15 protein-coding genes are annotated in these 14,102 nt (G+C 36.6%); 10 read left to right on the top strand and 5 right to left on the bottom strand.

The genetic code is table 11. The features are described from left to right. Positions 1-22 precede the first annotated feature (22 nt). From INP94_RS08705 to cspD, 5 genes are all read left to right on the top strand, one after another. Entirely contained in the window at positions 23-292 is a 270-nt protein-coding gene (locus INP94_RS08705) for an acylphosphatase (protein WP_102704041.1), read from the top strand. Between the two features lie 70 nt (positions 293-362). Further along, on the top strand, positions 363-683 hold the full coding sequence (locus INP94_RS10840) for a YqcC family protein (protein ID WP_049368783.1): 321 nt from the start codon (positions 363-365) through the stop codon (positions 681-683). Continuing rightward, positions 684-1,400 carry a tRNA pseudouridine(65) synthase TruC gene (gene truC / locus INP94_RS08700; RefSeq protein ID WP_232087398.1) on the top strand — a complete coding sequence of 239 codons (717 nt, stop codon included), beginning with the start codon at positions 684-686 and terminating at the stop codon, positions 1,398-1,400. Positions 1,401-1,412: 12 nt separating this feature from the next. Then, positions 1,413-1,580 carry a YoaH family protein gene (locus INP94_RS08695; RefSeq protein ID WP_197543351.1) on the top strand — a complete coding sequence of 56 codons (168 nt, stop codon included), beginning with the start codon at positions 1,413-1,415 and terminating at the stop codon, positions 1,578-1,580. 146 nt (positions 1,581-1,726) lie between these two features. Continuing rightward, complete coding sequence (gene cspD, locus INP94_RS08690; RefSeq protein WP_005696050.1) at positions 1,727-1,936, top strand: cold shock domain-containing protein CspD; 210 nt, start codon at positions 1,727-1,729, stop codon at positions 1,934-1,936. Positions 1,937-2,016: 80 nt separating this feature from the next. On the opposite strand, the gene matP is transcribed toward cspD, so the two are convergent. Further along, entirely contained in the window at positions 2,017-2,466 is a 450-nt protein-coding gene (matP, locus tag INP94_RS08685; protein ID WP_005696051.1) for a macrodomain Ter protein MatP, read from the bottom strand. Between the two features lie 102 nt (positions 2,467-2,568). Here matP and INP94_RS08680 point away from each other — a divergent pair, with 102 nt between their 5' ends. Further along, positions 2,569-4,371, top strand: coding sequence for an AAA family ATPase (locus tag INP94_RS08680; protein ID WP_197543350.1), 1,803 nt, complete (start codon positions 2,569-2,571; stop codon positions 4,369-4,371). A 168-nt stretch (positions 4,372-4,539) separates the two neighbouring features. Continuing rightward, entirely contained in the window at positions 4,540-5,073 is a 534-nt protein-coding gene (fabA, locus tag INP94_RS08675; RefSeq protein WP_005698958.1) for a bifunctional 3-hydroxydecanoyl-ACP dehydratase/trans-2-decenoyl-ACP isomerase, read from the top strand. Between the two features lie 60 nt (positions 5,074-5,133). Here the strand turns inward: fabA and ybaK are convergent, their stop codons facing one another. Further along, positions 5,134-5,613 carry a Cys-tRNA(Pro) deacylase gene (gene ybaK, locus INP94_RS08670; protein WP_197543349.1) on the bottom strand — a complete coding sequence of 160 codons (480 nt, stop codon included), beginning with the start codon at positions 5,611-5,613 and terminating at the stop codon, positions 5,134-5,136. Between the two features lie 76 nt (positions 5,614-5,689). On the opposite strand from ybaK, the gene INP94_RS08665 reads away from it, so the two are divergent. Genes INP94_RS08665 through INP94_RS08655 form a run of 3 tightly spaced genes read left to right on the top strand, consistent with a single transcriptional unit; the run spans position 5,690 to position 8,386 of the window. After that, complete coding sequence (locus tag INP94_RS08665) at positions 5,690-6,643, top strand: oxidoreductase (RefSeq protein WP_197543348.1); 954 nt, start codon at positions 5,690-5,692, stop codon at positions 6,641-6,643. An 18-nt stretch (positions 6,644-6,661) separates the two neighbouring features. Next, positions 6,662-7,969 carry an NCS2 family permease gene (locus INP94_RS08660; protein WP_197543347.1) on the top strand — a complete coding sequence of 436 codons (1,308 nt, stop codon included), beginning with the start codon at positions 6,662-6,664 and terminating at the stop codon, positions 7,967-7,969. Positions 7,970-8,029: 60 nt separating this feature from the next. After that, positions 8,030-8,386 (top strand): DsrE/DsrF/TusD sulfur relay family protein, encoded by a 357-nt coding sequence (locus INP94_RS08655; RefSeq protein WP_005696059.1) that lies wholly within the window; start codon positions 8,030-8,032, stop codon positions 8,384-8,386. Between the two features lie 79 nt (positions 8,387-8,465). Here INP94_RS08655 and INP94_RS08650 read toward each other — a convergent pair whose 3' ends face one another. The 3 genes from INP94_RS08650 to INP94_RS08640 are packed head-to-tail and all read right to left on the bottom strand — an operon-like array spanning position 8,466 to position 14,101. Continuing rightward, positions 8,466-11,567, bottom strand: coding sequence for a type I restriction endonuclease subunit R (locus tag INP94_RS08650; RefSeq protein ID WP_197543346.1), 3,102 nt, complete (start codon positions 11,565-11,567; stop codon positions 8,466-8,468). 17 nt (positions 11,568-11,584) lie between these two features. Next, the gene (locus INP94_RS08645; RefSeq protein WP_010128985.1) at positions 11,585-12,943 is read right to left on the bottom strand and encodes an AAA family ATPase; all 1,359 of its coding nucleotides are present in this window, start codon (positions 12,941-12,943) and stop codon (positions 11,585-11,587) included. An 18-nt stretch (positions 12,944-12,961) separates the two neighbouring features. Further along, entirely contained in the window at positions 12,962-14,101 is a 1,140-nt protein-coding gene (locus tag INP94_RS08640) for a restriction endonuclease subunit S (RefSeq protein WP_197543345.1), read from the bottom strand. Position 14,102: the final 1 nt, after the last annotated feature.

The raw sequence follows: 14,102 nt of genomic DNA, 5'->3' as shown, positions 1-14,102 counted from the left end.
TTTTGTAACAAAGGAGCAAATCATGGCAAAACGATTTGTCGTATATGGTCGAGTTCAAGGTGTCGGGTTTCGCTATTTTACGTGGAAAGAAGCAGAGAAAATTGGAATTAAAGGCACGGTAAGAAATTGTGTAGATGGCAGTGTGGAAATTATTGCCGAAGGCAACGATGACCAACTGCAACACTTTTATGATTGGTTAAAAGTCGGGCCAAGAACTGCAAGTGTTGAACGGGTCTTAGTCGATAATATTGAAGATAAACGGTATTCTGACTTTTCGATTATTCATCGTTAAAACTGACCGCACTTTACAGCGTGAATTGATGCTCGTAGAATACGCCGCTTGTTTATAAATAGGGGAAACCATGCGTAATCAAACAAAACTTCATCTTCAACAATTACAACTTGCTATGCAAAAACTTGATTTATGGCAAGCCGTTCCTCCTTCACAAGAAGCCTTTTTAAGTGAAGAGCCTTTTGCTATTGATACTATGTCACCAGAAGAATGGTTGCAATGGATTTTTATTCCAAGAATGTTTGCCTTACTTGAAAGTGGCGCTGAATTACCCTCAAAAATTGCGGTGTCGCCTTATTTAGAGGAAGCGTTTAAAGAAGCAGAAGAAGATTTTTTAGTTGAATTATTAACACCGTTACGTGAATTAGAAGCCTTATTACAAAATCAATAAATGTTAGAGATCTTATATCAAGACGAATATCTTGTCGCCGTTAATAAGCCTGCAGGCATGTTGGTACATCGTAGCTGGCTTGATACTCATGAAACGCAATTTGTGATGCAAACCTTGCGCGATCAAATCGGGCAGCATGTTTTTCCTATTCATCGATTAGATCGCCCCACATCAGGTGTTTTGCTGTTTGCTTTAAATAGTGAAATGGCGAATTTAATGTGTCAGCAATTTGAACAGAAAACGGTGCAAAAATCTTATTTAGCGATTGTGCGAGGGTATTTGCAAGGAAAAGGGCAGATTGATTATCCTCTTAAAATCCAATTAGATAAGATTGCAGATAAGTTCGCACAAGAAGATAAAGCCCCTCAAGAGGCGGTAACGGATTATGAAGGCTTAAACATTGTGGAAATGCCTTATGCGGTAGGGCGTTATCAAACCACGAGATATTCCTTGGTGAAACTCATTCCTCAAACAGGCAGGAAACATCAGTTACGACGTCACATGAAGCATATCTTTCATCCTATTTTAGGGGATACACAATATGGTGATTTGCATCAAAATCGTGCATTGACGGAACATTCAGGCTGTCAGCGTTTATTTTTACATGCCGATACACTTATTTTTGAGCATCCTATCCATTCAACAAAAATTGAAATTAAAGCTAATTTAGATGAGCAATGGATGAAAGTGATGGAATTATTTAATTGGTCTATTTAACGAGAAAAAATCATGTTAGATATTAATTTAACCCACGAACAGCAACAAAAAGCAGTAGAGCAAATTCAGGAATTAATTGCACAAGGAATTAGTAGCGGTGAGGCCATTCAAATTGTGGCAAAAGCATTGCGTGAAATTCATCAAAAAGGTGAGAAAGAGGCTTCTGATGATAGTAAATAATAAAAATTTTTGTGATCAATGTATCATTTTTAAAGTTTCCTTGTTGCATAAAAAAATAAAATGTTTGAATATATTTCCAATTGAGGTGATAAGGCATGAGTCTTATTGTTTTTAAGTATTAAGGGCGAAGCCTATAGAGGTCTACTATGGAAATTGGTGTAGTAAAATGGTTTAATAACGCAAAAGGATTTGGATTTATTTCTGCAGAAGGCGTGGATACAGACATCTTTGCACATTATTCAGCAATTGAAATGGATGGTTACCGTTCATTGAAAGCGGGACAACGCGTGCAATTTGAAGTGATTCACGGCGACAAAGGATCTCACGCCACAAAAATTATTCCGATTGCGGAATAGGCGAAACGCTAAAACGTTTCAAAATCTTCTCTATTTAGCATAATCAAAAGCCAAGGTTTCGGCCTTGGCTTTTTTTCATCTTATTTATTAAGCAAATTTTTCAACCCAGCTTTCATCGCTGTCATTTGGCTTTCATATAATGCTTTGCTTTCACGTTCATCAATCATATAAGTGATGGTTTCAGAAAGCGTCATTTTCATTTTTCTTGAATATTTAGACAAACGAAGCCAAACGCCATATTCTAAATCAATAGACTTTTTCTTCGTTGATTGTTTTTCTGCATTAAAAAAGCGTTTACGTCTTGCACGAATAGCCTGATCAAGCTTAATAGGTAAATCAAGAGAAAGGTGATTTTTAATCCATTCCTCGATTTTTTCAGGATAATTCTGACATTCTATTAATTCTTGAACTTTGCTTTCTTCTAAGCTTTTTTCTTCGTAACGGGTAATTTTTTCCCCTTCGCGATGTTTGCGAATAAGATAAATCCATTTCCAGTTTGCTTCTTGGTTTTCTAATTTTTGGTATTTCATCGTTTTATTATACTTTTTAGTGACGTGGTAACCTCGTAAATATACGCTGTTTAAATAAATTTTTCCAGTAGATTTTTCTAACGGATTTTCACTCAGGATGAAGTGTGCGATAATACCGCCAATTTAATTAAAGCGAGATATGTCGTGACTTCAACATCTTCGGAACAAGCCTTAAATTGGCAAGCCTTACAACCAGAATTATCGATTACTGAACTTTCAGCTGAAAAGGCTGATTTTTGGTCATTACAAAAACATGCCACAAAAGCGATTTCTTTATTCTTAAAACAACCTCGTCGTTCTTTGTTAGTTTTAAAAGCAGATGATCAAGCAGAATATGCCGATTTATTAGCAGAACTTATTCGCCAAGAACAGCCAAAAGAGCGGTCAGTTTTTGGGGTGAATTATGTGGTTGAGCAGGGAGATTCTTTTTCTTTCCCTCACATTTATACCGAGCCAGCTCAATCTCTCGCTGATAATTTTGCCGCACAAGGTGATGTGCTGAAGGCATTACATGCCGATCAATTTAGCCTTTTTGGTAGTGTGCGTGTTCATCCGAGTTCGCAAGATATTTTGCTTACGCCGGGTTTAGTCCATCAAGCCAATGGGGGCGTTTTGATTTTGAGCGCAGCAACGATGCTAAGCCAATTTGATTTATGGCAACGCTTAAAACATATTTTACAAACGCAAACTTTTGATTGGTATTCAGCCCATCCATTTAAAACCTTGCCTTGCGATATTCCAAGTTATCCACTTAATTTAAAAGTAGTGATTTTAGGCAACCGTACTGAAATTGCGACCTTAGGTGAGTTAGAAGAAGATCTTTATAGCTTGGCTGATTACGCGGAAATTGAAAGCTATTATTCTGTTGCACAACCGAAAACACAAGAAAATTGGGCTAATTATGTGTTGGCATTAGCCTCAAAATATGAGCTCGATTTAGATTTAACTGCATTAAATAAACTCTATCAGTTACTGGTGCGTGAGAGTGAAGATCGCTTTTTAATTAACATTTCACCGTTAAAAATAACGGAAATGTTACTCAACGCTGCGACGTTGTCACAAAAACAAACCTTAAGCGCGGTTGATTTTGAGCAAGCTTTTAAACAAAAGAACGAACAGCATGGTTTCTTACGTGAACGCACTTATGCAGATATTCTCAATGAACAAATTTATGTGGAAACCAACGGTGAAATTGTTGGGCAAATTAATGGCTTGTCTGTTATTGAATATCCAGGCACTCCGGTTTGTTTCGGTGAACCTTCTCGTATCAGTTGCTTAGTGCAATTTGGTGATGGTGAAGTCGTGGATGTGGAGCGTAAAAATGAATTAGCCGGCAACCTCCACGGTAAAGGCATGATGATTTCTGAAGCTTGTTTGGCAAGTATCTTAGAGTTGCCATCACAGTTACCATTTTCTGCGTCTTTAGTATTTGAACAGTCTTATGGTGAAATTGATGGTGATAGTGCGTCTCTAGCTATTTTCTCCGTATTGGTCAGCGCGTTATCTGATTTGCCGTTGCCACAAAATATTGCGATTACCGGTACCATTGACCAATTTGGTTTGGTGCACGCAGTAGGCGGCGTGAATGACAAAATTGAAGGCTTTTTCACTATTTGCCAACGTCGTGGTTTGACGGGTAAACAAGGGGTGGTTATTCCCGCGACAACAATTCAACAACTAAGCTTATCTGATGAAGTGGTTGAAGCTGTGAAAAATGAACAGTTCTTTATTTATCAAGTCGAAGATATTTATCAAACAGCCAAGATTCTATTTGACCGCGATTTATTAGAAGAGAAAGAAGAATATGCCAAAGGCAAAGAACCTATTGCACGTTTAATTCAAAATCGAATTGCTTTCCGTTCGGAAACGCCGAAAAAAAACTGGTTAGATTTCTTTAAATCTTAATTTCTTTAAAGCGAACCTTGGGTTCGCTTTTCTTTTATGTGAATTTTACTGACTGATCCGACAAGTTGAGCTAACAAGTGTTCGCTGTTTACATTTCTTATAAATCCCCATAGAATCTTCACTTATTGTTTGTAATCAAGCAAAACTATATATACAAGGAAATAAAGAATGGAAAACACCTGTACACCCAACATCAAAAGCAGCTACACTTATGAAGATTTATTAGCTTCTGGTCGTGGTGAATTATTTGGTAAAGAAGGCCCGCAACTTCCAGCACCAACCATGTTGATGATGGATCGCATTGTAAAAATGACCGAAGACGGCGGTGCGTTTGGTAAAGGGTATATTGAAGCGGAATTAGATATTCATCCAGATTTACCGTTTTTCGGTTGCCACTTTATCGGTGACCCAGTCATGCCAGGCTGCTTAGGTTTAGATGCGATGTGGCAATTAGTGGGTTTCTTCCTTGGCTGGGTAGGCGGTAAAGGTAAAGGCCGTGCATTAGGCGTAGGTGAAGTGAAATTTACCGGACAAATCTTACCAACCGCGAAAAAAGTGGTTTACCGTATCAATATGAAACGCGTAATTAATCGCAAATTAGTAATGGGAATGGCCGACGGTGAAGTAGAAGTCGATGGTCGTGTTATCTACACCGCAACCGATTTAAAAGTTGGCTTATTCCAAGATACATCAAGTTTCTAATTCAAATAAACACAACATCATATAAAAATAATAGCCCGATTCATTCGGGCTTTTCTTTTTCTATTCTTCGTCAATAATATCGACAAATTCGGCGTTCAGTAATTTAGCTAAATCTTGGGGCGCTAATTCGACGCTTAATCCGCGTTTTCCACCTGAGACAAAAATCGTATCAAAATTAAGTGCGGTTGAATTTATCACTGTTTTTACCCGTTTTTTTTGACCTAATGGACTAATGCCACCGACTAAATATCCCGTACTTTTTTGTGCCGCATCTTTATCGGCCATTTCAACCTTTTTCACACCAATGGCTTTTGCTGCTTTCTTTAAACTCAACATATTTGCCGTGGAAAGTACAAAACACGCCAATTTTTTCTGATCACCATTTTCAGCGACTAAAAGTGTTTTAAAGGATTGGTGCGGATCAAGTCCAAGTTTTTCAGCGGCTTCATCACCAAAATGGGTATTGTTTGGATCATGATCATAAGTATGGAGAGTAAAAGGGACTTTATTTTTCTTTAATAAATCAATTGCAGGTGTCATCTGATTTCCTTATGTATTTATGCGTCTTTTTTCTGTAGAATGAATCGTTTAAAAATATTTTACAGCGGAGAGAAAAATGGACGCAAGCCTAAATATTGCTATTGCAGCAGAATTTGATCTATGTGAAAAAATTGCCGAAGCACTTGAACAAAGTGAGCTAGATGTTGGCAAAATTTCTATCGTAGAAATTTATCCTTTTGAAGAAGAGCAAGCGGTGCGTTTTCGCAATAAAGCCGTTGCTCAATTAGCCACTGATGAGATTGAGTGGGATAGCGTTAATTATCTTTTCTTCGCAGGCCAAATTGACCAAGCGCCTTTATTAGCACAAGCAGCAGAAAGTGGCTGTGTGGTGATTGATTTAAAAGGGATTTGCTCAGCATTGTCTGATGTTCCTGTTGTTGTCCCGACAATCAATGAAGAAAATCTGGCTGAATTAAGACAACGTAACATTGTGAGTCTGCCCGATCCGCAAGTGAGTCAATTAGCCTTATCTCTACTACCAATTATTCAACAAACGAATTTAACTCAAGTCTTTGCAACGTCACTTTTACCCGCTTCTTATACGGATGGGGAAACCGTAAATAAACTTGCGGGACAAACTGCTCGTTTACTGAACGGCATGCCATTAGAAGAAGGTGAAACCCGTTTTGCCTTTGATGTGTTTCCACAACAAGCAGCTAATTTAAATCTGCAATTACAAAAAATCTTCCCGCAGTTAGACAGTGTTATTTTCCATCAAATTCAAGTGCCTGTCTTCTACGGCATGGCGCAAAAAGTGACCGCACTTTCAGATTATGAATTTGATTTCCAACCACAACAAAGCGAATTGATTGAATTACACGATAGCCTTGTTACCCCCGTGATTAACGGTGAAAACGAAAACGGTGAAGAAAGCGTAAAACTACATATTAGCCAACAAAGTGCGGTTGAAAACGGTATCGAATTTTGGACGGTTGCCGATGAGCAACGTTTCAATATCGCCTTATTAGGTGTGAAATTACTTGAGTCGATTTATCACCAAGGTTATTAATTAAGTTAAGGAAAAAACATGCAACAATCTTTACTTGAACGCCTTTTTTCGATTAAAGAAAAGGGCAGTACCACCAAAACCGAAATTATCGCTGGTATCACGACATTCTTTACCATGGTGTACATCGTGTTTGTGAACCCATCCGTATTAGGTGATGCAGGAATGGATAAACAAGTTGTTTTCGTGACCACTTGTTTAATTGCTGCACTGGGCACCATTGCGATGGGATTATTCAGTAATTTACCTATCGCCCTTGCGCCTGCAATGGGACTCAATGCGTTCTTTGCTTATGTAGTCGTTGGCAAGCTTAGTTATTCTTGGGAAGTGGGCATGGGTACCATTTTCTGGGGCTCGATTGGTTTATTTGTTCTCACCTTATTCCAAATCCGTTATTGGCTCATGGCGTCTATTCCGCTTTCACTTCGCGTGGGAATCGGTGCGGGCATAGGCTTCTTTATTGCCTTAATTGGCTTTAAAAATATGGGATTGGTTGTAGCAAATCCTGCAACCTTAGTGGCATTAGGCAATTTACATGATCCGAAAATTCTACTCGGTGTGTTAGGCTTTTTCATTATTGTGGTGCTAGCGGCACGTAATATTTTCTCTGGTGTTTTAATTTCTATCGCGGTAGTAACTGGATTAGCGCTTTTAATTGATGACCAAGTCACTTTCCACGGCATTGTTTCTATGCCACCAAGTTTAGGTGCAGTTGTGGGTAAAGTGGATATTGCTGGTGCGTTAGATACCGCATTACTCGGTATCATTTTCTCCTTCCTTTTAGTCAACTTATTTGACTCGTCAGGCACCTTATTAGGCGTGACTGATAAAGCGGGCTTTAGCGATGAAAAAGGTCGTTTCCCCAAAATGAAACAAGCTCTTTATGTAGATAGCGTGAGTGCGGTAGTAGGGTCTTATATTGGTACATCCGCTATCAGTACCTACATTGAAAGTGGTGCAGGGGTTTCAGTTGGCGGTAGAACAGGTTTAACAGCAGTAACAGTTGGTGTTTTATTCTTACTTACTATTTTCTTCTCGCCACTAGCTAGTGTCGTACCAGCTTATGCAACAGCTGGAGCTTTAGTTTATGTGGGGATTTTAATGGCATCCAGTCTTATTCGTGTACACTGGGATGATTTAACTGAAGCAACACCTGCTTTTATCACCGCTGCGATGATGCCATTTACCTATTCAATAACTGAAGGTATCGCATTTGGTTTTATTAGCTATTGCGTCATGAAGGCATGTACAGGTAGAATACGCGAGGTCAATGCCCCTGTGTGGGTAGTGTCTTTACTGTTTGTAGCCAAGTTCGTTTGGGTTGGCTGATTTCATAAAGGCGTAATTATTACGCCTTCATTTTTATAGTATTGTAACAAGGAGTGCGTTATGCAAAATATTCTTTTTATTGTCAATGATTCCACATATAGCGGAGAAAAAACGTTCAACGCTGTTCGTTTCGCCATCAATATGAAGGAAGAGCACAGCAAGGATGTGAATATTAAATTATTCTGCTTTTCTGATGCGATTTTATGCGGTATTGCTGGGCAAAATCCAAATGAAGGTTTCAATATCCAACAACTTATCGATATTTTAGCGGCACAAGGTGCTGAAATTAAATTATGTACCAGCTGCGTAAAAGCACGTGGTTTATTAGATGCTAAATTAATTGACGGCGTGACCCTTGGTACTTTAGATGATGTTTCTGAATGGACATTATGGGCGGATAAAGTTTTAACGTTCTAATTTCAGATAAAACTGACAAAATAAAAAGGTGTAATCAATAGATTGCACCTTTTTAATTCTATATAGTCGGTTTAAGTTTTTAAACCTCGCCACCAATCCCAACAAATTTCTCAACAAAGACAACAATCTTTTGGAAAATGCTTTGTTTTTTCGTGAGATATTGCGGATTAAGCGGGCTCATTTTCGGTAGGGCATCATTTAAATCCGTACCTTGTTCGCTAGCATATCCGCGTTTTAAGGACACGTTAATATAACGCTTCGCGGCATCAATATTCAGCCCTTCACTGCTAATTAATTCGTCAGCTTCTTTCTGTTGCTCTTTTTGGGCAAATTGGAAGAAAGATTCAATAATATCGGCTTTATCGACTATGCTATCTAAGTCAGTTTGATTGATAAAATCTACGATCAAACTTTCTTTGGCTCGATTACCTAGGCTCGCTCGGATTGTGGTTCGAATTTCATCAATCAGTTCAGCTTTATTTTTCATTTTTTTGTTGTGTTCAAAAATCAATTCTAAGATGTAATCTAGATTGATTTCTTGGGATTTTAATAAATCCACTTCAAATACCACATCATCCCAATCAATGGTCGATTTTGCTTTTTCCTCGTCATCTTTTTGACGACGTAGCCAATCCCGAATATCGTTGTAAGTTGAACGGTAATTTTGAATGCTACGTTCGCTTGGCATATCAATAGGTTGCATTTCAGCAAAAGCTTCATCCGTTAAATAATATTTTTCTTTAAAGGCTTCAACAGCTTTTGCATCACTGGTATCGAGCGATTGAAATGCTTGTAAAGCAGCGAACTCATCATAGTTTTGCAGAATATTTTCAACTCGCAAATATTCACCAAATAATTTTACAAAGTCTTTCTTGTCTTTTTCCGTTTGAATTACATCTGGATCCGGGAAGCGTTCTTGCAATTCAGCAATAACCTCTAAATACCCGCGACGGGCGACACCTGCATCGGTAAAACCTTCCATATATTCTTGGTAACTTTTTTCTAATACGATATTGCGCGTATTAGATTTACCAAAAAGGGTAATCGCATCAATGGTATCTTGTTCCAAATCACGGAAAGTGACGATATTGCCAAAACTTTTGGTGCTGTTGTAAATGCGGTTTGTACGAGAGTAAGCTTGAATCAAACCATGGTAACGTAAGTTTTTATCTACAAATAACGTGTTTAAGGTTGGGGCATCAAAACCGGTTAAAAACATTCCAACGACAATCAGTAAATCCACTTCTTTGTTTTTGACTCGTTTGGCAAGATCACGATAGTAGTTTTGGAATGATTTCGCATCCACATCATAATTGGTGGCAAAATAGCCGTTGTAATCATCAATGGCAGATTTTAAAAATTCCTTAGCTGAGGAGTTCATCGCCTCTACTTCAAAACTTTCATCAACAATATCGCCAATCGCATCTTGCTCTTCATTCGCGGCAAACGAAAAGATTGTTGCAATTTTAAGTGGATTTTTTACCGCACTTTGTAACTGTTTAAAAGTTTGATAATAAGCTTTGGCCGCATCCACGCTACTTACTGCAAACATGGCATTAAAGCCATTGTTACCAGCATTAAAGCGATGGGTCTTTTGTTTGAAATTATCTAAAACATATTGGGCAATTTGCTCAATACGTTTAGGTTGTAAAAAGGCTTGTTTTTTTTCGAGTTTTGTCAGCTCTTCAAGATTCTTTTCAGTTTCAATGCTCTTAAATTGTGGCCGTACATCATTGTAATCCACTTTAAATTTCAGCACTTTTTCGTCACGAATCGCATCGGTGATAATATAAGAGTGGAGTGGGCTTCCAAATACACTTTTTGTTGTATCCTTACCTAATGCGTTTTCTGGGAAAATCGGTGTACCAGTAAACCCAAATTGATAGTATTTTTTGAATTTTCTCGTGAGATTTTTTTGCGCTTCACCAAATTGAGAACGATGACATTCATCAAAGATAAACACGACCTGTTTATCGTAAATCGGTAATTTATCTTCTGATTTCATTAGATTATTGAGTTTTTGAATGGTGGTAACAATGATCTTATTATCGTCTTTTTCGATATTGCGTTTTAGCCCTGCCGTACTTTCCGAACCATTCACACTATCGGGTGAAAAACGTTGGTATTCTTTCATAGTTTGATAGTCCAAATCTTTTCTATCTACTACGAAGAATACTTTTTCAATAAAGTCTAATTCCGTTGCAAGGCGTGCGGCTTTAAAGCTGGTAAGCGTTTTGCCTGAGCCTGTAGTGTGCCAAATGTAGCCACCACTGTCTGTATTGCTCCAATTTTTCGCCAGATACGAACTTTTAATTTTCCATAAAATACGCTCGGTAGCGGCAATTTGATATGGGCGCATAATCAATAGAGTGTCAGAAACATCAAATACACAGTAATTCACCAACACATTGAGTAGGGTATGTTTTTGTAGGAATGTCGCCGTAAAATCCTTTAAATCTTTAATCAGAGTATTTTTTGCCGTTGCCCAATTCATTGTGAAGTCGTAGCTGTTCTTATCGCGTTTGGTGGTATTGGCAAAATAACGGGTATCCGTGCCATTAGAAATGACAAAAATCTGAATATATTTAAAGAGAGAATTTTCTTTATTGAAACTTTCTTTGCTATAGCGGTGAATTTGATTAAAGGCTTCACGAATAGCCACACCGCGTTTTTTCAGTTCGATGTGCACAAGTGGTAAACCATTAACCAAAATTGTCACATCATAACGATTATCATAGCTGCCGGTTTGTTCAAATTGATTGATAACTTGCACGGCGTTATTGGCAAGATTTTTCTTATCTAGCAGATAGATATTCTGAATTCGCCCATTATCAAATACAAAATCATAAATATAGTCATCATGAATTTTGCGGGTTTTCTCAATCAAACTATCGCTCGGTTTATCCAAATATTCCTCTAAAAAACGTTGCCATTCCGCATCGGAGAAAACTACGTTATTTAAGCGTTGTAATTGTGCCCGTAAATTTTTAACCAATGCATCATGATTATTGAGACCTTGTAAATAATCATAGCCTTGTGCCTGTAAATCACAAATAAATTCACGCTCAAGGCTCCCTTCTGTTTGATAACCAGCATTGGGTTCTTCCATAACAAACTTTTTGTATTGATCTAAAACGATAAAATTATTGGATTCAGCGATGATGGAGGAGTAGTTGATCATAGGTTTTCCTTATCTATTTAATCCTTACCAAGTTTAATAAATTTACTTCTAAAATTATATTTTGTATTTATATGTTCGACTAAACCTTTAAGAACGCGTTTGTCATTATCTGAAATGAGTATAGTTTCTTCTCCTGAATGTTTTGAATGACTTGATAGGTTAACTATACGATTCATATATGGGTCTGGTCCACTTCTATCTTGAGGAAGCATATCTTTCATTTCTTGGTATCCAAGAAATGTAGCAAGTTTTTCTAGAATGTTTCTAATTAAATTAAAATGATACTTTTCTACTTCACATTCTTTTATTTCTTTTTCTTTAAATAAGGATAGTGTAAATTTATCTCCAACATAATTTTTTCTAATATAAAAAAGACTGCTCATTGTTCGATTGCTAATCAATCTATAAAATTCAGATAGTTCATTATCATTCAATGCATCTTTTTTTAGTATGGTTTCTACTTTGTTTTTATATCCATGTTTTATTTCTTTTAGAAACTCCTGAATTTGTATTTCCTGCTTAAATATGCTTTCAAGTTTATCTATTAAGTGAACTTGATATGCAAAAGGTGAATCATTACTTTGACTACATAAATTGTGATTATTGTCTTCCATTTTTTCTAATCTAAACTTTCTACATCCTTTTTTTAAGTTCCTAAATTCGTTACATAGAATATTATAGAATAGAGGATTATGAGTCGTGATAATGAACTTTAGATCTGACTCACTCTCTTTAATCAGGCAGGATATATTAACAGCTAGTTCAATTAAATGATTTTCATCTAAGGAGCTCACAGGGTCATCAATAAATATATATTTTAGATTATTAAAGTCTTGAGTCTCTCGTTGTGTTGGTTCAACAATATTAAGAACGGATATTATTTGTTCAAAGAGACTGTAAAAAATACTCCAAATAAAGCAACTTTCTTCCCCTTTAGAAATTTTAATATTATCTTCTTTTACATCATTTCCTCTTTCAAATGAAAAAGTAACCTGAGAGTAGTTTTCATTGAATTTAGGAGTGAGTTTATCATTTGTGTAGCGTTGAAAATTACTAATAATATTATTTTCTTGACCTTGAACTCTTAAAATCCAGTCAGTAAATTGATTTGGTTGTATGTTTAGGGTGCGGGTAGAATCTTTCTCTAAATCATTATTCCAGAAAAATAAATCTTCTGTAAATGCACTAAAATAAATTATTTTCTTATCTTTAAAGCCAAGACTAATATCTTCTTCATTTTTAGGTGATATTAAGTTTTGAAATTCTTTTGATAATCTAGTCTTACCAGAACCATTAAATGCATAAATCAGGTTAACTTTTGAAGTTGAGTGTTTTTCTGTTAATTCCTTTGCAATATCTTCTAATTTTTTACTCATATTATAATTTTCCTTTTTTTAGAAATTTAAGAGAAGCTCTCTGTAATACTCATACCGCTTTTGGCTTTGTTGAATCGCCAAAGGTAAGCCTTCAGTGATGGAATGGGTTAAAGTTTCAAATTTATCTAGTATTGAAGCAATACTCTGTTGTTCTGAAAATGAGGGAACTGGGATGCGTAGATCCTCGATCATTGGTTTCGTTAGTTGAGGAATACCACTTTCAGGAACTTTATAATTTTTTTCAATCATTTTCATAAAATGGTATGCATATTTTAAATTTAATTCAATTTTTGGCGTTAATACAAGCAATCTCACAATTGGATAGAATGGTTCTTCACGATAACTTGTCCAACCAATTGTGCCTCTAGCTGAAATTGTTAAGCTAGGTTTATTAATTTTTGCTTTATTTGTCCAACCATATAAAGATTTATTACCAGTGCCGTTTGATAAAATAGGAATATTGAATTCTTGAGTTTTATGTTGAGAATAAAATTCCTTAGGAACATCCCCCCCTGCAAAGATATTAAAAATATTTTTTAAACATTTCCACTCAAACCCAACCTTCCCAAGTTCTTCTTCACTTAACAATTTCTCCCGATAGTATTCATACTGCTTCCGACGTAGTGTAAGCTCGCTGGTAAGCTCGCTGGTAAGCTCGCTGGTAAGTGCTGTCAATGCGTCCAAAATTTTTACGATTTCGGTTTGGACGGAGAGTGGGGGGATGGGGATTAGAATTTTTTCCATCTGGTGGCTCATTAGTTTAGGATTTCCCATACCTGAATAAACATGATTCTTTGCTTCAATTGAAAGCCAATAAAATAAAAATTTATAGTTTAGTTCAAGGTTATTTTGAATTTTTATTAAGCCACAGACATTTGTGATTGAGAATTTTCCTGACCGATAAAATACTGTTCCTGCATTAGCACCATCAGTAGTCCAACTAACAAATTCTCCATCAAAGTCGAATGAGTTAATTTTCCCAATTTCACCATTATTTACAGTTTGAGAACTATATACCGGATAATCTCCTAAATTATTAGCTAAATACTCCTTTGATATAACTCTCCCTCTTGTCAAAGAGGCTACGTTAATTAAGGGCTTCCACTTCACCTCAGCCCCATCCAATAATTTCTCTAAAAAAGTGCGGTTGTTTTTCATG

This window comes from Haemophilus parainfluenzae (assembly GCF_014931395.1).
GTDB lineage: Bacteria > Pseudomonadota > Gammaproteobacteria > Enterobacterales > Pasteurellaceae > Haemophilus_D.
This window is presented reverse-complemented; position numbering and strand designations above follow the sequence as displayed.

Coding starts and splice junctions, on each gene's coding strand:
- INP94_RS08705 (WP_102704041.1), top strand. CDS start 23: ATGGCAAAACGATTTGTCGTATATGGTCGAGTTCAAGGTGTCGGGTTT.
- INP94_RS10840 (WP_049368783.1), top strand. CDS start 363: ATGCGTAATCAAACAAAACTTCATCTTCAACAATTACAACTTGCTATG.
- truC (WP_232087398.1), top strand. CDS start 684: ATGTTAGAGATCTTATATCAAGACGAATATCTTGTCGCCGTTAATAAG.
- INP94_RS08695 (WP_197543351.1), top strand. CDS start 1,413: ATGTTAGATATTAATTTAACCCACGAACAGCAACAAAAAGCAGTAGAG.
- cspD (WP_005696050.1), top strand. CDS start 1,727: ATGGAAATTGGTGTAGTAAAATGGTTTAATAACGCAAAAGGATTTGGA.
- matP (WP_005696051.1), bottom strand. CDS start 2,466: ATGAAATACCAAAAATTAGAAAACCAAGAAGCAAACTGGAAATGGATT.
- fabA (WP_005698958.1), top strand. CDS start 4,540: ATGGAAAACACCTGTACACCCAACATCAAAAGCAGCTACACTTATGAA.
- ybaK (WP_197543349.1), bottom strand. CDS start 5,613: ATGACACCTGCAATTGATTTATTAAAGAAAAATAAAGTCCCTTTTACT.
- INP94_RS08665 (WP_197543348.1), top strand. CDS start 5,690: ATGGACGCAAGCCTAAATATTGCTATTGCAGCAGAATTTGATCTATGT.
- INP94_RS08660 (WP_197543347.1), top strand. CDS start 6,662: ATGCAACAATCTTTACTTGAACGCCTTTTTTCGATTAAAGAAAAGGGC.
- INP94_RS08655 (WP_005696059.1), top strand. CDS start 8,030: ATGCAAAATATTCTTTTTATTGTCAATGATTCCACATATAGCGGAGAA.
- INP94_RS08650 (WP_197543346.1), bottom strand. CDS start 11,567: ATGATCAACTACTCCTCCATCATCGCTGAATCCAATAATTTTATCGTT.
- INP94_RS08645 (WP_010128985.1), bottom strand. CDS start 12,943: ATGAGTAAAAAATTAGAAGATATTGCAAAGGAATTAACAGAAAAACAC.
- INP94_RS08640 (WP_197543345.1), bottom strand. CDS start 14,101: ATGAAAAACAACCGCACTTTTTTAGAGAAATTATTGGATGGGGCTGAG.